The organism is Terrabacter sp. NPDC080008 (assembly GCF_040702505.1).
Classification (GTDB): Bacteria; Actinomycetota; Actinomycetes; order Actinomycetales; family Dermatophilaceae; genus Terrabacter.
This window is the reverse complement of the sequence record NZ_JBFBLC010000008.1, coordinates 1-19,214: the sequence shown is the minus strand read 5'-3', so window position 1 is coordinate 19,214 and position 19,214 is coordinate 1. Positions and strand designations below refer to the sequence as shown.

17 protein-coding genes and 2 tRNA genes are annotated in these 19,214 nt (G+C 69.9%); 13 read left to right on the top strand and 6 right to left on the bottom strand.

Features of this window, described 5'->3' with window-relative positions:
- Positions 1 to 30 precede the first annotated feature (30 nt).
- The 6 genes from AB0316_RS19040 (at position 31) to AB0316_RS19015 (ending at position 5,944) form a co-directional block, all read left to right on the top strand.
- Complete coding sequence (locus AB0316_RS19040) at positions 31 to 585, top strand: cysteine dioxygenase family protein (RefSeq protein WP_366274694.1); 555 nt, start codon at positions 31 to 33, stop codon at positions 583 to 585.
- Positions 582 to 1,817: an LLM class flavin-dependent oxidoreductase gene (locus tag AB0316_RS19035; protein WP_366274692.1), complete on the top strand. Its 1,236-nt coding sequence runs from the start codon at positions 582 to 584 to the stop codon at positions 1,815 to 1,817. The genes AB0316_RS19040 and AB0316_RS19035 overlap by 4 nt, the downstream gene beginning before the upstream one ends.
- 13 nt (positions 1,818 to 1,830) lie before the next feature.
- The gene (locus tag AB0316_RS19030; RefSeq protein WP_366274691.1) at positions 1,831 to 3,255 is read left to right on the top strand and encodes an NtaA/DmoA family FMN-dependent monooxygenase; all 1,425 of its coding nucleotides are present in this window, start codon (positions 1,831 to 1,833) and stop codon (positions 3,253 to 3,255) included.
- Positions 3,252 to 3,572, top strand: a complete 321-nt coding sequence (locus AB0316_RS19025; protein WP_366274689.1) for a hypothetical protein — start codon at positions 3,252 to 3,254, stop codon at positions 3,570 to 3,572. Before AB0316_RS19030 ends, AB0316_RS19025 begins: the two co-directional genes overlap by 4 nt.
- Positions 3,569 to 4,681: an LLM class flavin-dependent oxidoreductase gene (locus tag AB0316_RS19020; protein ID WP_366274687.1), complete on the top strand. Its 1,113-nt coding sequence runs from the start codon at positions 3,569 to 3,571 to the stop codon at positions 4,679 to 4,681. Before AB0316_RS19025 ends, AB0316_RS19020 begins: the two co-directional genes overlap by 4 nt.
- A 93-nt stretch (positions 4,682 to 4,774) precedes the next feature.
- Positions 4,775 to 5,944 carry a glutamate--cysteine ligase gene (locus AB0316_RS19015; RefSeq protein ID WP_366274685.1) on the top strand — a complete coding sequence of 390 codons (1,170 nt, stop codon included), beginning with the start codon at positions 4,775 to 4,777 and terminating at the stop codon, positions 5,942 to 5,944.
- Between the two features lie 118 nt (positions 5,945 to 6,062).
- Here the strand turns inward: AB0316_RS19015 and AB0316_RS19010 are convergent, their stop codons facing one another.
- From AB0316_RS19010 to AB0316_RS19000, 3 genes are all read right to left on the bottom strand, one after another.
- On the bottom strand, positions 6,063 to 6,701 hold the full coding sequence (locus AB0316_RS19010) for an NAD(P)H-binding protein (RefSeq protein WP_366274683.1): 639 nt from the start codon (positions 6,699 to 6,701) through the stop codon (positions 6,063 to 6,065).
- 224 nt (positions 6,702 to 6,925) lie between these two features.
- Positions 6,926 to 7,819, bottom strand: coding sequence for an alpha/beta hydrolase (locus AB0316_RS19005; protein WP_366274681.1), 894 nt, complete (start codon positions 7,817 to 7,819; stop codon positions 6,926 to 6,928).
- Between the two features lie 19 nt (positions 7,820 to 7,838).
- A complete protein-coding gene (locus AB0316_RS19000) occupies positions 7,839 to 9,365 on the bottom strand; it encodes a serine hydrolase domain-containing protein (RefSeq protein ID WP_366274679.1) in 1,527 nt (508 codons plus the stop codon).
- Here AB0316_RS19000 and AB0316_RS18995 point away from each other — a divergent pair.
- The 3 genes from AB0316_RS18995 to AB0316_RS18985 all read left to right on the top strand — a co-directional run bounded on the left by AB0316_RS18995 (position 9,246) and on the right by AB0316_RS18985 (position 12,231).
- A complete protein-coding gene (locus AB0316_RS18995; protein WP_366274677.1) occupies positions 9,246 to 10,913 on the top strand; it encodes a wax ester/triacylglycerol synthase domain-containing protein in 1,668 nt (555 codons plus the stop codon). The two genes, AB0316_RS19000 and AB0316_RS18995, sit on opposite strands and share 120 nt — an antisense overlap.
- A 184-nt stretch (positions 10,914 to 11,097) precedes the next feature.
- Positions 11,098 to 11,469 (top strand): SDR family NAD(P)-dependent oxidoreductase, encoded by a 372-nt coding sequence (locus AB0316_RS18990; RefSeq protein WP_366274676.1) that lies wholly within the window; start codon positions 11,098 to 11,100, stop codon positions 11,467 to 11,469.
- 270 nt (positions 11,470 to 11,739) lie between these two features.
- Positions 11,740 to 12,231 carry a pyridoxamine 5'-phosphate oxidase family protein gene (locus AB0316_RS18985; RefSeq protein WP_366274674.1) on the top strand — a complete coding sequence of 164 codons (492 nt, stop codon included), beginning with the start codon at positions 11,740 to 11,742 and terminating at the stop codon, positions 12,229 to 12,231.
- 161 nt (positions 12,232 to 12,392) lie between these two features.
- Here the strand turns inward: AB0316_RS18985 and AB0316_RS18980 are convergent, their stop codons facing one another.
- Both AB0316_RS18980 and AB0316_RS18975 read right to left on the bottom strand, forming a co-directional pair.
- A complete protein-coding gene (locus AB0316_RS18980) occupies positions 12,393 to 13,778 on the bottom strand; it encodes an FAD-binding oxidoreductase (RefSeq protein WP_366274673.1) in 1,386 nt (461 codons plus the stop codon).
- Between the two features lie 519 nt (positions 13,779 to 14,297).
- Complete coding sequence (locus tag AB0316_RS18975; protein ID WP_366274672.1) at positions 14,298 to 14,825, bottom strand: OsmC family protein; 528 nt, start codon at positions 14,823 to 14,825, stop codon at positions 14,298 to 14,300.
- Positions 14,826 to 15,028: 203 nt separating this feature from the next.
- Here AB0316_RS18975 and AB0316_RS18970 point away from each other — a divergent pair.
- The 3 genes from AB0316_RS18970 to AB0316_RS18960 all read left to right on the top strand — a co-directional run bounded on the left by AB0316_RS18970 (position 15,029) and on the right by AB0316_RS18960 (position 17,054).
- A tRNA-Ser gene (locus tag AB0316_RS18970) sits at positions 15,029 to 15,119 on the top strand.
- Positions 15,120 to 15,638: 519 nt separating this feature from the next.
- The gene (gene folP, locus AB0316_RS18965; RefSeq protein WP_366274671.1) at positions 15,639 to 16,622 is read left to right on the top strand and encodes a dihydropteroate synthase; all 984 of its coding nucleotides are present in this window, start codon (positions 15,639 to 15,641) and stop codon (positions 16,620 to 16,622) included.
- A gap of 228 nt (positions 16,623 to 16,850) precedes the next feature.
- Positions 16,851 to 17,054, top strand: a complete 204-nt coding sequence (locus tag AB0316_RS18960; protein ID WP_013491183.1) for a cold-shock protein — start codon at positions 16,851 to 16,853, stop codon at positions 17,052 to 17,054.
- 169 nt (positions 17,055 to 17,223) lie between these two features.
- Here AB0316_RS18960 and AB0316_RS18955 read toward each other — a convergent pair whose 3' ends face one another.
- The gene (locus AB0316_RS18955) at positions 17,224 to 18,771 is read right to left on the bottom strand and encodes an LCP family protein (RefSeq protein WP_366274669.1); all 1,548 of its coding nucleotides are present in this window, start codon (positions 18,769 to 18,771) and stop codon (positions 17,224 to 17,226) included.
- A gap of 192 nt (positions 18,772 to 18,963) precedes the next feature.
- Between AB0316_RS18955 and AB0316_RS18950 the strand changes: the two genes are divergently transcribed.
- Positions 18,964 to 19,050, top strand: a tRNA-Ser gene (locus AB0316_RS18950).
- Positions 19,051 to 19,214 lie beyond the last annotated feature (164 nt).

Genomic DNA, 19,214 nt, shown 5'->3' with positions numbered 1-19,214 from the left:
CACACCGTCACGACTTCGAGGAGCCCAACAATGCCTCTCAGAACACGAACCTCCCCCATCCGCCCAGATGGTCTCACCGGCCCGCCAGCCCACGCGCAAGGTCCGCGTCAGCCGGGCACCGCAGTCGACCTCGCGGCCACCGCCAGGCACCTCGCTGGTGAGCGCACCCTGTGGGCCGGTCTGGTGGACTTCGACCCGATCAGCCGCTACTACGCGCGCGTCGCCGCCGAGAGCGACCACGAGGCGTGGCTGCTCACCTGGCTCCCCGGCCAAGGGACGGAGTGGCACGACCACGGCCAGAGCGCCGGTTCGTTCATCGTCCTGCATGGACAGCTGACCGAACGGGTCGCCACACCCAGCGGCCTGGACGGAGCACCGCAGGTCGAGAAGGGGGCCCGCCGGCTGCGGACCGGACAGCAGCGGACCTTCGGCCCCTCCTACGTGCACCACGTCAGCAACGTCGGCCCGGACCTTGCGATCAGCCTGCACGTCTACGCCCCACGCCTGACGGTCATGACGACGTACGCGGTGAGTAGCGGAAACCTGCATCCGGTGGAGGTCCAGCAGAAGGGAGTCGACTGGTGAGCACCACTGCCTCGGCCGGGGGCACCCTTCACCCGCTGCACCTCGCAGTCGCGCTGGACGGAGCCGGCTGGCACCCCGCCGCCTGGCGCGAGCCCGGCGCCCGCGCAGGCGAGCTCTTCACCGCCCGCTACTGGACCGACATCGTCACCACTGCCGAACGTGGCCTCCTCGACTTCGTCACCATCGAGGACAGCCTGACCCTGCAGTCGGAGGACCCGTTCTCGAGCGGCAGTGACTCGCGCACCGACCGGGTCCGCGGGCGGCTCGACGCCCTGCTCATCGCAGCCTTGGTCGCACCGTCCACGGAGCACATCGGCCTGGTGCCGACGGTCACGACGACCCACACCGAGCCGTTCCACGTCTCCAAGTCGATCGCCACGCTCGACCACGCGAGCCACGGCCGGGCCGGCTGGCAGGTCAAGGTGGGCGGGACGCTTGGCGAGGCCGGTCACTTCGGTCGCCGGACGCTCCCTGGCATCACGCGCGATTTCGCCACCGACCCGGTGGCCCTCGCGGCACTGCGAGAGCGGTTCGCGGAGGCGGCCGACCACGTCGAGGTCGTCCGCCGACTGTGGGACAGCTGGGAGGACGACGCTGAGATCCGTGACGTCACGACCGGGCGCTTCATCGACCGGGACAAGCTGCACTACATCGACTTCGCGGGGCCCCACTTCAGCGTCCGCGGCCCCTCGATCACGCCACGTCCCCCGCAGGGGCAGCCCGTGGTGACAGCCCTGGCCCACCACGCCATCCCCTACGAGCTGGCCGCAACGTCGGCGGACATCGTCTTCGTCACCCCACACGACGACGACCAGGCCACGGGCATCCTCGCCCAGGTCCGACAGGCCGAGCAGCGCGTCGGCCGGACCGCACCACCGCTCAAGGTCTTCGCCGACGTGCTGGTGATCCTCGACCGGACGACCGACGCAGCGCTCCGACGTCGGCGACGCCTCGACGAGGCAGCCGGGGCGCCCCTGTCCTCGGACGCCCACATCTTCACGGGAACCAGCCGCGAGCTCGCCTCCCTGCTCCAGCGCTGGCAGTCGCTCGGCTACGCCGGCTTCCGACTGCGGCTGGCCGTCATCGCGGACGACCTCGTCTCCGTCGTCGACGGGCTGGTCCCCGAGCTGCAGCGAGCCGGCGCGTTCCGGACGGCCTACGAGCAGCGCACCCTCCGCGAGCGGCTGCGCCTGCCCGTCGCCACCAACCGATACGCCAGCACCCCCGCGTGAGAAGGGAACTCCCATGACCGACCCCCGCAAGCAGGTCGTCCTCGGCGCGCACTTCCCAGGCGTCAACAACACGACCGTGTGGAGCGACCCCGCCTCCGGCAGCCACATCGACCTGGCGTCCTTCACCCACTTCGCGCAGACCGCCGAACGTGGCCGCCTCGACTTCCTCTTCCTCGCCGAGGGACTGCGCCTGCGTGAGCAACGCGGCCGCATCCACGACCTCGACGTCGTCGGCCGACCCGACACCTTCACCATCCTGGCCGCCCTCGCGGCTGTCACCGAGCATCTGGGCCTCGCCGGGACGATCAACACGACCTTCAACGAGCCCTACGAGGTCGCCCGACAGTTCGCCACCCTCGACCACCTCTCGGCGGGCCGGGCCGCCTGGAACGTGGTCACGAGCTCGGACGCCTTCACCGGGGAGAACTTCCGCCGTGGCGGCTTCCTGCCGCATGCCGAGCGCTACGAGCGGGCCGAGGAGTTCATCGCCACCGCACGCGAGCTGTGGGACTCGTGGCCGGTCGACGCGGTCCGAGCCGACGACGACCAGTTCCTCACCGACCCCACGGCGGGCTCGTTCCAGCACCGCGGCAAGCACTTCGACGTGACCGGCCGCTTCACCGTGCCCCGCAGCCCGCAAGGACATCCGGTGATCTTCCAGGCCGGCGACTCGAGCGACGGTCGGGAGTTCGCCGCGCGCAGCGCGGACGCCGTCTTCAGCCGGCACTCCAGCGCCGAGGCCGGTCGCGCCTTCTACAGCGACGTCAAGGGCAGGCTCGCGCGCTACGACCGACATGAACGCGACCTGCTCATCCTCCCGGCCGCGACCTTCGTGCTCGGCGACACCGACTCCGACGCCGCCCAACGCGCCGCCGAGGTGCGTCGTCAGCAGGTCAGCCCGCAGACCGCGATCCTGCTGCTCGAGCAGGTGTGGAACCGCGACCTGTCCGGATACGACCCGGACGGCCCCCTGCCGACGGTCGACCCCCTCGTGTCGGACGAGACGTCGATCGTGCGAGGGCGCGCGCGCCAGGTCAGTGACCCGTTCGCCGAGGCAGCCCGATACCGCGCCGTGGCCGAGGCCAAGGGCCTGAGCATCCGCGAGACCGTCATCGAGCTCACGGGTCGTCAGACCTTCGTCGGTTCGCCCGAGTCGGTCGCCGCCGCAATCGTCGACGCCGTGGCAACCGAGGTCAGCGACGGCTTCATTCTCGTGCCCCACATCACCCCCGGTGGCCTCGACGGGTTCGTCGAAGACGTGGTGCCGCTGCTGCAGGAGCGCGGCGTGCTCCGGCACGACTACACGTCCGGCGCCACCCTGCGCGACCACCTCGGCCTGCCGCCGGCTCGACCGGCAACCGACTGGGCCGCGTGGGCGTCCTCCCGAGAGACGGTCACGGTCGGGGCCGCCGGGCCTGACGTCAGGGAGACAGCATGACGAGACGAGACGCCCGCGTGGTGGAGCTCATCGACAACCCGCGGGTCGGGTCGCGCACCCGGGTTCTGGCCGACGCCGTCGTGAATGCCATGGGGCAGACGCTGCCCATCGTCGGGGCCTCACCCACGGCCGGCATACCGCCCGATGAGCCATTCGTCATCGACCTCGGCGCCGACGTGCCGGCGCCAGCCGTGGTGCTCCTCGGCGCCGGGGTGGCCGACCAGGAGCACGACATCCGGCTGTGGATGAGGACGTATGCCGGCGCCCTGGCTGCGACTGTCAGCGGCGCCTCCCAGCGAATCGGTGCCCGGACGTGAGCAGCGCTGGCGTCACCCTGCACTGGTTCCTGCCCACGGCCGGGGACAGCCGCCACCTGTTGAACCACTTCCACGCTGCACCGACCCGCGGCACCGGCACCGCAGACTTCCGGGCGCCCAGCCTGGAGCATCTCGGCCAGATCGCCCGCGCCGCGGACCAGCTCGGGTTCACCGGGGTCCTGACCCCGACCGGGACCTGGTGCGAGGACGCGTGGCTGACCAGCGCCGCCCTGGCTGGGCAGACACGCCGGCTGCGGTTCCTCGTGGCCTTCCGGCCGGGGCTCATCTCGCCGACCCTCGCCGCGCAGATGGCGGCGACGTTCCAGCGGCAGAGCGGCGGCCGGCTCCTGCTCAACATCGTCACCGGCGGCGACGACCTCGAGATGCAGCGCTTCGGCGACTGGCTCGACCACGACGAGAGGTACGCCCGCACCGAGGAGTTCATCCGGGTGCTCCGCGGCGCCTGGGGTGCGACCCCACTCGACTTCGAAGGCGAGCACTACCGGGTCGCTGGAGCCACAACCGCCGGTAGGCCCGACCCGTTGCCTGACATCTACTTCGGCGGATCGTCCGCGCCTGCGATCGAGGTCGCGGGACGGGTGGCCGACGTCTACCTCACATGGGGTGAGCCGCCGCACCTGGCCCGCGAGAAGATCGAGAAAGTCGGTGCCGTCGCGGCCACCGTCGGACGCACGCTGCGTTACGGCATACGGCTCCATGCCATCACCCGGGACACCGCGCAGGAGGCGTGGGCGGTGGCCGACCGGCTGCTTGCCCGCCTCAGCCCCGATGCCATCGCCAAGGCGCAGGCGCAGCTCTCGGCCAGCGGCTCGGTGGGACAGCAGCGCATGGTCGCGCTGCACGAGGGCCGCACCGACCGGCTGGAGATCTCCCCGAACCTCTGGGCTGGGGTGGGGCTCGTGCGTGGGGGAGCCGGTACCGCGCTCGTCGGCAGCCACGAGGAGGTCGCCGAGCGAATCGCGGAGTACCACGAGGAAGGGTTCGATGAGTTCATCCTCTCCGGCTATCCGCACCTCGAGGAGGCCTACCACGTCGCCGAGGGGCTCATGCCCGCGCTGCGCCGCCGCGGCCTGCTCGGGGATACTTGAGGCCGCGTTCCGGTCGTCGCCAGGGACAAGGACGGTTTCTCCGGAAGTGCACACCCACCTGTCGTTGCGCCGACGAATCCCCTCGAGGTGGACATGACTGATCCGACCCTGTCGCCTCCGTCGCCGGAGGTCACCTTCGCGCCCTCGGCGGGGCGCACGTTGGGCGTGGAGTGGGAGCTGGGGCTCCTGGATCCCGTCACCCTCGACCTGACCTCACGCGCCGACGAGCTGCTGGCCCAGGCCAACGCGGCCGACGACGACACCCACGCGCGACCGACCAAGTCGCACTCCACCGTCACCAAGGAGCTGCTGCGCAACACGGTGGAGATCGTCACCGGGGTCTGCGAGAACGCCGAGGAGGCGTCGGCCGACCTCACCGGCGGGCTGCACATGGTGCAGGCGGCGGCAGCGGAGCTGGGGGTCCTGCTCTACGGCGGCGGAGCGCACCCGTTCGCCCGCTGGGAGGACCAGCAAGTCACCGAGGGCCAGCGGTACGCCACCCTGATCGACCGCACCCAGTGGTGGGGACGCCAGATGGTGATCTTCGGGGTGCACGTCCATGTGGGCGTCACCTCGGCCGCCAAGGTATGGCCGCTGATCAACGCCCTGCTCACCTACCACCCGCACCTGACGGCCCTGTCGGCGTCCTCGCCGTACGGGTCCGGGGCCGACACCGGCTACGCGAGCAACCGCACGATGCTCTTCCAGCAGCTGCCGACGGCCGGGCTGCCGTTCCAGTTCGAGACGTGGGCGCAGTACCGCCGGTACCTGCACGACGTGCACACCACCGGCGTCATCACCGACGCCAGCGAGCTGCGCTGGGACATCCGCCCTTCCCTGCGCCTGGGCACCATCGAGGTCCGCGCCTGCGACGGCCTCTCCCGCCTGGCAGACGTGGCGGCCGTCGCCGCTTTCGTGCACTGCCTCGTCGCGTACCTGGAGGACCAGCTCGACGAGGGTGTGCTCGACCGCCCGTTGCCGCCGTGGCACGTGCAGGAGAACAAATGGCGTGCCGCCCGCTACGGGCTCGACGCGATCGTCATCCGAGACGCCGACAACACCGAGGTCCACGTCGTCGACGACATCCACGACCTGCTCGAGCAGCTGCAGCCGACCGCCAGCAGGCTCGGTTGCACCCGCGAGCTCGCCGGCATCGAGGACATCCTGCGCGACGGTGCCGGCTACCAGCGGATGCGCGAGGCGGTCGCGGCCGAGGGCGCCGGCGATCTCCGTGCCGCGGTGAAGGCGATGCTGGTGACTTAGGGTGACGCAGTCTCGGAAAGGTGGGGGCGCCCTGGAAGGGTGATCAGGGGCTCACGCGCCGACGCGCGCCAATCTCGGGGGCAACGGCTGACTGGTCGTGCTGGGCGAGAGAGGTCTCTCAGTACGCGACGCTCATGTGCGCGCGGTGTCGCGTGGGGCGTTCGATCTCGTCGACGATCGCCGCGGCGAAGTCCGCGCCCGAGATGGTGGAGCCGCCGTCCTCGTCGAAGAGCGCGACATCGTCGCCCACCCTGAAGCGGCTGGTTCGCTCGCCGGGCGCCCACGCGCCGTAGCTGGCCGCGGGGCTGACGAAGACCCAGTCCAGCTCCTCGGGGGACTCCTCGGCGAGCAGGACCCGGGTCGCCTCGCCCTCCATTGCCTCGTCGCGGAACTCCTCGGGAATCTCGCCCTCGACGAAACGCGGCGCACCGGGCGCGGGACGCAGCGAGCTGAAGCCGCCCACTTGGATGTACCGCGCCCCGGCCGCGGCCGACTCGCGGGCCAGGCCGCGGTAGACCTCTACGAGCCGGCCCGACATGTCCCCGCGAGGCGACAGCGCCGCCACCACCGCGTCGGCCTCCGGGATGACCCGCTCGGCGACCTGTTCGGCGGCGCCGGTCTCGTACCGGACGCCTTCGATGGGTTCCTGCGGCTCGGACCGGCTCACCGACACGACGTGGTGGCCGCGCGCGGATGCCTCCCGTGCGATGTTGCTGCCGGTGAAGCCTGTGCCCCCGAAAACGACGATCGTAGCCATCATGATCTCCTCGCGCGCGAGACTGGTTGAGGTTTCAAGTTACATTCAGCGCGGGAAGTGGTCGACATGCGCGGGCGCTCGGTCCACACCAGCTGAGGAATCCACGTCCTCATCCTCTCGGGCATCGTCAGTCACGCTGAAGGGGAGGCCGTCGTTGGCGCTCTCACCCACGGCCTGACCGCGGGCAGGCGGTGGGTGAGGAGATGAGGCACCCGGGCGGCGTGTCAGGCCTGCGTCCGATGGGCCCGCACTCCGGCGGTGAGGAAGTGCCGCACGGCCGGGACGACTTGGTTCGGGAACTCGTCCTGGGGGCTGTGGCCGGCCTCGTCGACAAGCAGGAGCTCGGCGTGGCGGAGCCCGGCGACCAGCTCCTGCTGGCAGTCGGGTGGGAAGACGAAGTCCTCTCGTCCGGCGATGACGAGGGTCGGCGCCGTGATGTCGCCGAGTCGGTCGGTGACCGACCAGCCGGGCAGGAGAGTGCGTCCCGCGAACTGCAGCGGCGCGGGCCGCATCCGGGAGCGCCAGCCGCCTGTTGCCAGCTCTCGGAGCAGGGCCCGCCAGCCGTGGTGAGGCATGTAGGCGCTGCTGATGCGCAGGAAGATGGGCAGGTACTCGGGCCGCTCGAACTCGCCGGTGAACCACCGTCGGACCAGCTCGGCCTTCGCCGCCCCGTAGCCGCGCTGTGCGAGCAGGCGCGGGGCGTTCTCGCGGGCCCAGTGGGCGTCGGCGCCGGTGTCGAGGAGCACCAGTCCGGAGACGCGGTCCGGGTATCTGAGGGCGTACTCCAGGGCGACGTGTCCGCCGAACGAGTGGCCCAGGACGGTCCACTCCTCGAAGCCGAGATGCTCGCGCAGGGCATCGGCGTCGGCGGTCAGGTTCTCCCACGTCATGGACGAGACGGTCGGGCCGGTCGAGCGCCCGTTGCAGCGGTGGTCGTAGAAGATGAGGGTGTGCTCGTCGGCGAGCCGGCGGAACGCGCCCATGGTCCACAGGTCAGCGCTGGGACCGCCGTGCATCAGGACGAGTGGTTCGCCGTGGCCGACCACGTCGACGTAGAGGTCGACGTGGCGTAGCCGGACGTAACGGGGCCATGTCTTGCAGTGCAGGAGTAGCGACATGACCGAGTTCCCTTCGAGATCAGTGTGTTTGGTGGGCGCTCGACCTGCGGGTCAGTCGCGCGACCCCTCCCGCGACGGTGGCGGCAGCGAGCCCTGCACCGAGCAGCCGGCGCGGGTTGTGTGTGTCACGCCGCTTGTCGAAGCCCATGAGGTCAAGCCAGAGCCGGCCCACTCTGCCCCCGTCGTCCGTCGTCGCGAAGACCACCGGCAGGGTGCCCATGCCAACCGAGGAGAAGTCCACCCGGAACGCATACGGGTCCTTCGGATCGTCCGGGTGCAGCACCATGCCTCGGCGCAGGGCGGGGACGGGGGTGAGGGGTTTGAGGACGAGACGACGCCCCTCCACGACGACCTCCGCGCCGGCGCCCATGAGGGCTCTGGTGAAGAGGTTCGTCACCATGCCCGGTGTGGGGGCGTACCAGCCGCAGAGTTCGGCCCAGACGTCCGGCCGCGGCGTGATGTCGTGGCGTATCGGGTCCTGGGGCAGGGCGAGGAGCTCGCGCAGCACCGCGCCGACGACCTCGACGGGTGCTCCCCGGCCGCTCAGCCCGCCGGTGTTGGCGAGGGCCAGGACTCCTGTCCCGGCGCTGGGGGCGAGCGCCATCGCGGACAGGAAGCCGGAGACCACGCCGTCCTTGGCGGCGACGCGACGCCCGTCCTCCGCGGCGAGGTCGAACCCCAGCCCCATCCCCGGCAGGCGCGGGTCCGGCTGGTAGTGCGGAGTGAACAGCTGGGCCACGGTCGCGGGGTCCAGGATCCGCCCGCGCGGACCGGAGCCACCCTCCAGGAGGCAGCGCAGGTAGCACGCCAGGTCGGCCGCGGTGGAGTAGAGGCCACCGCCCCCGGGCGTGGGCACCTCCCTCACCCGAGCCGGCACAAGTCCGCGTCGTCGCAGGACGTAGCCGGTGGCCAGCCCGGGGCTCACCCGATCCGAGCGGGTCAGGTCGGTGTGCTGCATCCCGAGCGGGTCGAGGACCCGGTCCCGCAGGTACTCGCGCAGGGCCTGCCCCGAGACGTCCTCGACCAGCTGGCCGAGGGCGGCGAAGCCGTGGTTGCTGTAGACCCACTTGGTGCCGGGGTGGACCTCCTGCGGGATCCCCCTGCGGTAGTAGACCCCCAGCGGCTGCACCCGCCGTGCCTCGACGCCGGCGCCCGAGACCGGTCGGAGCAGGTCCGACAGGCGCAGCCAGTAGCCGACGCCTGAGGTGTGGGTGAGCAGGTGGCGGACGGTGGCAGGCCCCAGGCCGGGCCGTTCCGGACGCAGTCGGACCGTCGCGAGGTAGTCGTCAGCGGGGGCGTCGAGGTCGATGCGGCCTTGCTCGCAGAGCTGCATGACGGCGACCGCGGTGAAGGTCTTGGTGAGCGAGCCGACGCGGAAGACGGTGTCCGCCGTGACCGGCGAGCCGGTCGTCACGTCCGAGACACCGTGGCAGTGGAACCAGGTGCGCTCACCGGGGCGCACGACGGCGACCGCCAGTCCCGCGGTCGGCCAGCGGTCGAGAGTCCGCCCGACGGCGCGTTCCAGAGCCACGTCACCGGTGCCCATGGGCTCAAGCCTCGGGACGGCGGTGGCGGCGGGACAGGGCCGTTGGTCCCTGTCGGCCGGTGGCCGAGCGGCTGGACGCTGGAGGTCAGGCCGCTGGGAGGTGGTGTGGTGCCGGTCGAGAGGTTGAGTGCCGATGACAGTCTCCTGCTGCTTTCGGACGGGCGGTGGCCGCAGGACGTCGGGGTCGTCGCCGTGGTCGAGGGCGGCACGCTGCGCGACGGGTCGGGACGCCCTCGTGTAGAGGCCGCCCGGAAGGCGGTCTGGCACGGGCTGGACGCTGTCCCGCGCCTACGGCAGGTGCTTCGCGTGCCACCGCGTGTTCTCGGCGGCCCCTACTGGGTCGACGACCCCTCCTTCGACCTGGACCACCACGTACGAGTCGCGCCACCGCTGGCGTCCGGAGACGACGCCGACCTGCTGACAGCCATCGAGCGGATCAGGAGCCGTCGGCTCGACATGCGCCGCCCGCTGTGGGAGCTCTGGCTGCTCCCCGGCTTCCGCGACGGGCGCCTGGCGCTGTTCGTGCGGATGCACCACGTCGTGGCCGACGGAGTGGCGGGCCTTGCCACTCTGGCGACGCTGCTCAGCGACGAAGCCTCGGAGCGGCCTGCCCGTGCGGGGGAGTGGTCACCACGGCCGGCGCCATCCCGCGGCGAGCTCCTCCATGACAGTCTGCGATCGCGCAGCCGGGCCCTGCACGGCGCCATGCAGGCTGCGGCGCATCCCCGCGCCAGCTACGCGTCGGCTACGCAGCTGTGGCACGGCATACGTGGGCTCGTCACGGGGGCACCCGGGCCAGTGACGAGTCTCGGCGGGCTCGTGGGCCCGCACCGTCGGCTGGCTGTCGTGCGCGCCCAGCTCGAGGACGTCGCGGCTGTCGCTCACAACGCGCACGTCACCGTCAACGACGTGCTTCTCGCGATGATCGCCGGTGGGGTGTCCGCGCTGCTGCGGAGCCGCGGCGAGCCCGTCGACGGGCTCGTGGTGCCGGTCCTCGTGCCCGTCTCGCTGCGGCGGCCGGACCACCAGGCGGGGCTCGGCAACCGCATCTCCCAGATGGCCGTCGGGTTGCCGGTGGGAGAGGCCGACCCCGTCGCGCGCCTGCGCCGGATCAGCGCGGGCACGACGAGCGCCAAGGCTTTGCCGCACCCGTCGATGGGGGCGGTCTTCAGCAACCGGCTGCTCGGCGCGCTCCTGCTCCGACTCGTCATCCGAAAGAGGATCAACCTACTCAGCGCCGACATCGTCGGGCCCAGCCGGCCGCTCTCCTTCGCCGGCGCCACCGTCCGCGACGTGTTCCCGCTGGTCAACCTCCTGGGCGACGTGACCCTCGGCGTGGGAGCCATCTCGTACGCCGGCCGTTTCGAGCTCCTCGTCGTGGCGGATGCCGATCTCCATCCCGACGTCGCAGTCCTCGCCTCGGGTGCTGCTGCGGAGCTTGCCTCGCTCGTCGCGCGCGTCGCACCCCACTGTCGAGCACGCTCAAGGCAGGGAGCGGAACCCGTCGGGGTCCCGCACTTGCAACCAACCCACAAGGGGATTGAGTGACCGGCCGCCAAGCATGTCCCGTCCGACGTGCGGTGATCGGCACGACCCACGCCGGCGGCTGGAAGATCGGGACCCGCATGCCCGCATGGTACGGATGCGACACACCGTTCACCGGAGATCGGCATGATCGAGCAACCTCTCCGAGCGGATGGCGTTGTCGGAGCCACGGCCTAAGGTGCCCGCCATGACGACCTCAGGTGCCGCCATTGTCGAGCTGCGACGGGTGGCCTGGGTGACCGATGTTTCGAGACCCGGTGACATCGTCGGGGCGGCCTACTCGGCGGCCAAGCGTGCCGACGACAGCCTCGTCGAGTCCGCAGCGACCCAGTTGCGACCCCACGGTGTCGCGTGCCTAGCGGTGTATCCGGGCTTGGTGCGGACCGAGGGCGTCATGCAGTTCGCCGAACATCTGGACCTGACCGGGTCGCAGTCGCCGGAGGGTGTGGGCCGTGCGATCGCCGCGATGGCCGATGATCCCGAGCTGATGGCGCTGTCGGGGCGCCCGGTCTCTGTAGCGAAGCTCGTGCTGCGTTATGGCGTGGACGCCACCAGGTAGTCCTACCCGCCGGACCATGGGTCTTTCCCGTTGCGGCATGAGAGGTAAACGCCGCACGCTGTTGAGCAGGCACCCATTCGCGTCGGTGTCGTAGAAAGGGCCTGCCTCCCAACAACGGCGGAGTCCTGAGCGGCCCGTCCGAACCATCACGACCGAGCCCGGCTGTTCCCCGGTGCGGCTCCCGTATCGGGGATTCTGGCGCGACGAGACGTGCGGAGGAGGACGCTGAAGGAGACGGGGTCTCACTGCCGACAGGGATGGAGTGGTGTCATGACGACGCACCAAGGGAGCCTCGCCCTCCTCCAGGACGAGGTGGCGCAGCGGCTGCTGCAGTCTCCGCGACCGGCACGGCTTGCCTACCTGTGGACGGACGGCACGCCTCGGCTGGTGCCCATCGGGTTCCACTGGAACGGAACGGAGGTCGTCTTCGGCACGCCGCCGGACTCGCCGAAGACCAAGGCTCTGCATGATGGCGCTCGAGTCGCGGTGTCGATCGACACGGACGAGATGCCGTACAAGGTGCTTCAGATCCGCGGGTCGGTGCGGATGGACACCGTCGAGGGGGTGGCGCCCGAGTATGAGGCCATGTGCCGGCGCTCCCTCGGTGAGGAGCAGGCGCAGGCGTGGCTGGGCAACCTCCGCGCGATCACCTCGCACATGACCCGAATCTTCGTCACGCCCGACTGGGTGGCTGTGCTTGACTTCGAGACCCGTTTCCCGAGTGCGGTCGAGCGCGCGATGGAGGCGGCGGCCAACGCGTGACCCTGGGCGCCAAGGGCCGGCGATGCTAGCGGTCACCACTGCCCCATCCAGGTGGGTAGGGACAAGCGGCACTCGCAAAACGCATCATCACCGACACCAGGGCGGCGGTCTCGATCCTGGCAGCCCTTGTTCGATCGGGACTATGGTGGCGAGTCCGCCTTTCAGGACGCGTCGGGCTTGATGTTTTGGTTGACCCTGAAGAGGTTGTTGGGGTCATATGCCCTCTTGATGCGGGCCAATCTGGAGTAGTTGTCGCGGTAGCTCGCTTGGACCCGCTCCTGGCCTTCGTCCATCATCATGTTCACGTATGCGCCCCCGGCCGAGTATGGGTGCAGCGCCTCGAAGTAGTCGATGGACCAGCGCCGGACGCTCTCGGCGTCTGGTGGCTCGGGACCGACCCCGGCGTACACAGATCCCCATGTCGCGTCGCGATAGGCCCACGCCGTGTCGCTGGGCCCGACGTCGTGCGCGGCCCCGTCGATGGGGTACAGGTGCATGGTCGACACGCTGGTCGGCAGCGCCGATCCGAAGCGCTGGTGGATCTCGACCGCAGCGTCGGGGACGGTGTTGACGAAGTCGGCCCGCCAGTACCACTGCTGCCCCTTGGGGTAGAGCGCGTCAAAGGCGCTTTGCATCGCAGCGTGCGGCATCGCGGCCACGCCGTGCAGCAATGGTTCCGGGACGCTGTCCAGCAGCGGCGCCATCGACTGACGGGCACCGTCTTCGTCGCCGATGCAAGCCCAGACGACTGCGCACACCGGACGCAGGTGGAGCTCCTCCGGAAACGGTGGCCCGGGAGGAACGGTGGTGTAGGCGAAGAAGCCGTTGAGCGACCGAGGTGCGTCTGGGAGGAAGTCGCGGTACGCCTTCAGCACCTGTTCGCCCTGGTCGATGTCCCAGAAAGTGGGGCCGGCGGCGAAGCGTGAGACGTCGTTCAGCTTGAAGGTGAACGAGGTCACGATCCCGAAGTTGCCACCTCCGCCGCGGAGAGCCCAGAAGAGGTCGGGTTCCTCCGTGGCGCTGGCGCGGACCCTGCGTCCGTCGGCGAGCACAACCTCAGCCGCAAGCAAGTTGTCGATCGTCAGGCCGTAGGCGCGGGTCAAGTGTCCGAGGCCGCCGCCGAGGGTCAAGCCGCCGACGCCGGTGGTGGAGATGATTCCGCTCGGAACGGCGAGCCCGTAGGCGCTGGTTGCCTGATCCACCTGGCCCCAGGTGCACCCGCCGCCGACCCGCACGGTCCTGGCATCGGGATCGACCTCGACGGCATCGAGGCCCGCGAGATCGATCACGAGGCCCTGGTCACACGTGCCGAGCCCACCGCCGTTGTGACCGCCTCCGCGGACCGCGAGAAGCACGTCGTGCTCGCGCGCGACGTTGACCGCCAGCACGACGTCGGCTTCGGTTCGTGCTTGCGCGATGAGGGCGGGTGACTTGTCGATCATGCCGTTGTAGACCCGCCTCGCCGTGTCGTAGCCAGGATCGTCAGGGCCGATCGTCGACCCGGTGAACCCAGCCAGTGCCGACCTCAAAGCCTCCGTGGATGTCATCGTGTCTGCTCCTTTCCGGGCACGGGCCAAGGGTCATTACGCATGCGGTTGGTGACCCGCTCTCTCGACGGTAGGCGTGCTTGGACGGGTCTGGGTGCGAACAACGAGGAGCCGCCCTGAAGGTCCGGTACCTCCTTGGACCTCGCAGCCGACAGGATCCGGACGAGCCCCGCATAGGTGCTCTGAGTGGTACGCCGAAGGAGACGAAAGATGCCGAACGACAAGCGCAGTCACATCGAGTGCCCCAAGCGCCGCGATAGCCGGGACAAGACACAGCAGGCCGAGGGCCGGCTCCCTGAGCAGGTCGACACCGATCAGCACGCGGAGCTGCTGGGACGTGGGCATCAATCCGCAGGAGTTGCGCGGTGGCGCCGGAGGGCTCGCTGGCATCGGCGACAAACTCGGCTTTCAGTGTGGGCATGGACAGGTCGAGCATCAGCCTCGCAGTGAAGGCGGGTCATCGGCTCCCAGAGGGCAGCGGTCATCCGACAGCGATCGCCCGTCAGCGCAAACAGGCGCTTATCCGCGGCTGCCGTCAGGCGTGAAGTTCGGGCGTACGACAAAGCGCGGCGGCTGTTGCAACGACTGGCCGACGACGCAGTACCGCTCCACTGACTTCGCCAACCGCGCGAGTTCCTGCTCACTGGCGTCGGTGTCGAGCACAGCGGTGACCACGATGTCGGTGACACCAACCGGGACGGTCCTGTCGACGCCGAGGGTCCCGCGGGCATCGAAGCAGCCCTCGGCCCGGAGGACGGCGGACCGGATCTCAAGACCCATCGCGGTGGCGACGCTGCGTAACGTGCCCCCCGTGCAGGCGAGCAGCGCCTGGAGCAGCATGTCTCCGCTGCACGCGTCGCTGCCATCGCCGCCGGTAGCCGGGTGCAGCCCCGCCCGGACGGGACCGGCCCAGCCGTCGACGGTGGCGGTGATCCCCTTGTCGCGGAGATCCCCTCGGGCCCCGATCGGGGTCACCGCCATGGTCGGGTCGTCCCGGTACTTCTGTTTGAGCGGCTCCTGCAATGCGCGGAGCTGGGTCGCTTTCATTCGCCGAGTCTGGCACCGGCCGCTGGGTCTGTCAGACACAGCCGCGACGCCGCCCTTCGTGGAAGGCCTTGTCCAACTGCACGCGGCAGGCGGGGACGTATCGACAGTCGTCGCCGACCGTCCGCTTCTCGGCCTGACGCATCGTAAGAAGGCGCAGGTCAGTGCGGGGGCGGATGTTCGATGGTGCACAATGGCTCTCCACTGGAGGGCTCGCATAGTGGCCGAGTGCGGCGGTCTTGAAAACCGCTATGGGTTCATAGCCCATCGTGGGTTCGAATCCCACGCCCTCCGCCACTCGTCGGCGTAGCCGCCTCCTTGGCGGAGGGCCGCTCGATTCGAGGAGGAGCGAGGGACGAGCGACGGAGTCCCACGCCCTCCGCCACCGCTAGGGCGTCCGGGCATGAAAAAAGGGGCTCCGGAGATCCGGAGTCCCTTCGTTTTCATGCGCTCCACCGTGTAGCGGGTGAAGTGGTCAGACGTCCTCAGAGAAGGCCGAGCCTCTCCTCATACGTCGTGCTGGAGTTGTACTGACCGACCGGCAGTGACCTGGACGGACGGTTCATGGCCGCGAAGAACGACACGATGTACGACATTTTCTGTATTCAGTTTCCTTGTGACAGAGCCTTGGTCACCTCTCGACCGCGACTCGGTGGTCGACCGTCGTTGCGGGACGATCGGGACCGGCCGACCATCCGCGACCCTGCCGGGAGCTTGGCCGGGCCGCGGATGACGTCTGCAGGACAATGGTAACAGTTCGGCAACCATGCTCCATCACACCATTGACCAGGGAGCGGGTGCGTGAGATACGAGGGTGTGATCAGACACGGAGGCCACGAGCCGACGCCCGAGACCGCCGAGATCCTGGCCCGCATCGCCCCTGTGCAGCTGCCCTCCGCGAGCCCGCTCGTCCTGCGCGGTCACCGGTTCGACGCCGCCTCGCCGGCGGTGATGGCGATCGTCAACCGCACCCGCGACTCCTTCTTCAGCGGCAACCGCCATGCCGACCTCGAGTCGGCCAAGGCAGCGCTGCGCGCCGCCGTCGAGCAGGGCGCGGACCTCGTCGACGTGGGCGGGGTGCGCGCCGGCCAGGAGGGCGAGGTGGTGGACGCCGACGAGGAGGTCCGCCGCGTGGTGCCCTTCCTCGAGTGGGCCCGGAGCGAGCACCCCGAGATCGTGCTCAGCCTCGACACCTGGCGCTCCGAGGTGGCCCGTGAGGCGACCGGGGTGGTCGACCTCGTCAACGACACGTGGGCGGGGCATGACCGCGACCTCGTCCACGTCGCCTCCGAGATCGGCGCCGGCTACGTCATCTCACACACCGGCGGTCTGCCGCCGCGCACCGACCCCGTCGACGTCAGCTACGGCGACGACCCGCTCGACGTCGTCCGGGACGTCGTGCAGGTCCTGGCCCGCGGTGCCGGCGTGGCCGAGCGGGCCGGCATACCCAAGGAGCGCATCCTCGTCGACCCGACCCTCGACTTCGGCAAGACGACGGCCAACTCGCTCGAGGTGCTGCGCCACACCGCCGACGTCGTCGCCCTGGGATACCCAGTGCTGCAGGCGATCTCGCGCAAAGATTTCGTGGGGGAGACGCTCGACCTGCCCGCGGAGGAGCGCCTCGAAGGATCGCTCGCGGCGACGGCAGTGGCCGCGTGGCTCGGTGCCACCGTCTTCCGGACGCACGACGTGCGGGGGACGCGTCGGGCCCTCGACATGGTCGCCACGATCCGCGGCGACCGCCCCCCGCGCCTCGCCGTGCGAGGGGTGCCACGTGACCGTTCGGCGAACGAGGACTGAACGCCGAAACTGGGCTGCGATCCACCGGGACGACCGCCCGGTAGTCTGCTAGGTTCGTCGCGGTTGCAGTTGCAGTTCCTCGCAGTCGAGCAGGCGCCCGTCATCCGCAACGATGACGGGATTTTGTTATCGACGGCGGTGGGTTCGCCCGCCGAGTGGAGTCAAAGCGGCGACTTGGGATGCGCGAGGTGCGTCGTTCCACACGCTAAAGAAGGAAGAGTTACCCGTATGGCACAGGGCACCGTCAAGTGGTTCAACGCTGAGAAGGGCTTTGGCTTCATCGCCCAGGACGGCGGCGGCCCCGACGTTTTCGTCCACTACTCGGCCATTCAGTCGAACGGCTACCGTTCGCTGGACGAGGCGCAGCGAGTCGAGTTCGAGGTCACCCAGGGCCCCAAGGGCCCGCAGGCCGACGCAGTTCGCCCGCTCTGATCAACTCGAGATCAACGCAACGAGCGACACCAACCACAGTCGTTTGTGACAAAGCCCCCGGCCACCGGCCGGGGGCTTTGTTGTTGCCCGGGTCTGCCTGGCGCTCGCAGCCGACGCTCGCCGCCGGCCCACGTCCCCGGACCCCGCGAGGCCCGAGGACGTGTGCCGCTCAGCAGGTCTCGTAGGGATCGGCCGTCGGGCTCGGCTTGGGCGTCGACGTCTTCGTCGGGCTCTTCGTCGAGCTCGTCGTCGGGCTCGTCGTGGGGGTGGAGTCCGGCGTCGGGTTGGTCTTCGGCGGGGCGATCGCCTTGGCGATGAGCTGCCTGATGAGGTCGTAGTCGGGGCGGCTGTAGTTGGCCTGGGCCGAGTTCAGCGAGGTGCTGCTGATCTTGGACTTCTGGACCCGCTCGACGAGCGTCACGAACGCCGGCAGGTTCTGCACCGGGATGTCGGTGTAGATGTTGTCCTTGAGGATGCTGGCGATCTCGGGGTACTTCGAGACCATCTGCGCCGGGTTGACCTGCTTGACGATCGCCTGCACGACGCAGCGCTGGCGCATCTGGCGGTGGGTGTCGTCGTCGGCGGCGCGGGTGCGGGCGTACCAGAGGGCGTGCCAGCCGTCGAGGTGCTGGAAGCCGGGGTCGAAGTAGCCCTTGACGCCGAAGAGGCGCCCGCTGGCGTCGTGCTCGCCGCCGATCGTCAGCTTCGTGCCGTAGGCGGAGAGCTTGACGTTCATGTCGATCCCGCCCATGGCGTCGATGAGGCGGGAGAACCCGTGCAGGTCGATGACGACCATCTGGTCGACGGTCAGCCCGGTGATCTGCTCGACGGCGCCGCGCAGCTCGATGCGGCCGGGGGTGTCGCCGGACGGGTAGGCACCGGGGTGCGCCTTCGCGTAGTTCTCGGCATCCATGTAGAGGTTGGTCAGCATGCACTGGCCTGCGCCCTGGTCGCAGGTGCTGTCGGGCGAGCCGAAGTAGCCAGAGGGGTAGATGGCGCGCAGCGGGCTCTTGGGCGCGAGAGGCGCCTTGAGGAGGTTGCGCGGCAGCGAGAAGAGGGAGGTGCGGCCGGACTTGGTGTCGATGCTGGCCAGGATCATCGAGTCGGTGCGCATGCCGACGCGGTCCGAGCCGGCGTCGGAGCCCAGCAGCAGGATGTTGACGCGGGCCTGCTCGGCCCACGGGTCGTCGCCCTGCGCCACCTGGGCGCCGCCGTGGCCGGTGGTGGGGCCGACGCCGAAGACCTTCGAGACGGTGCTCTGGGTGATCGAGGCGTACTCGGCGACCTTGAACGAGGAGCCTGCGACGAGGAACACCATCAGCGTGGTGAAGGCTGCGAGCACGCGGGTGCGGGCGCGATCGAGCCGGTTGGGGCGTGCCTGCACGGCGGTGAGGATGATCGAGCCGCACCAGAGGATGCCGCCGACGACGAGGACGACGGCGATGGCCTGGAGCAGGCTGGGGCGCGCCACCACCGACAGGGCGGTGTTGGTCAGGCCCGTGCGCATGACGTAGTAGCCGCCGACGACGATCGCGGCGAGAGAGACTCCCAGCAGCGCCCAGCCGACGATGCGGCTGCGGGTCTGCGTGAGCCCTGCCCCGGGCAGGACCGTGCCGAGCGCGGTGAGGCCGAGAGCGCGGCGGAAACCTGAGGTGCGTTCGCGCCGCAGCGCCTCGCGGGTCGGTGCAACCGGGCCGCGCGCGTTCGGGTACGTCATGGGTTCCTCTCTGGTCGGCAGCTGTTCACGTGCCGCCCGGACATTGTGCCTTGCGAACCTGATATGTGCGGCATCCGTGTGGGTATGGTGTCGCACTCCACGTCGGCCCCGGTTTTGGCGGGGCGCTCGGCTGCCGGTAGCCTGTGCTGGCCCGTGCATCCGACGCCGCTCCGGTGGCCCGGTCGTGGGCACGGAGGTGTCGCATAGTGGCCTAGTGCGCCCGCCTGCTAAGCGGGTTGAGGATAAAACCTCTCGCGGGTTCAAATCCCGCCACCTCCGCACCGGAAATGCCGAATGCCCCCGAGCTCGCTCGGGGGCATTCGGCATTTCACCCTGCGGAGGCGGCGAGATGCTGGGAGGAGCGGCTGGTCGGGGCGAGGAACGAGCCACGACCAACGCCACGGCTCCCGCCACCTCCGCACTGGAATGCGGGCCGCCAACTT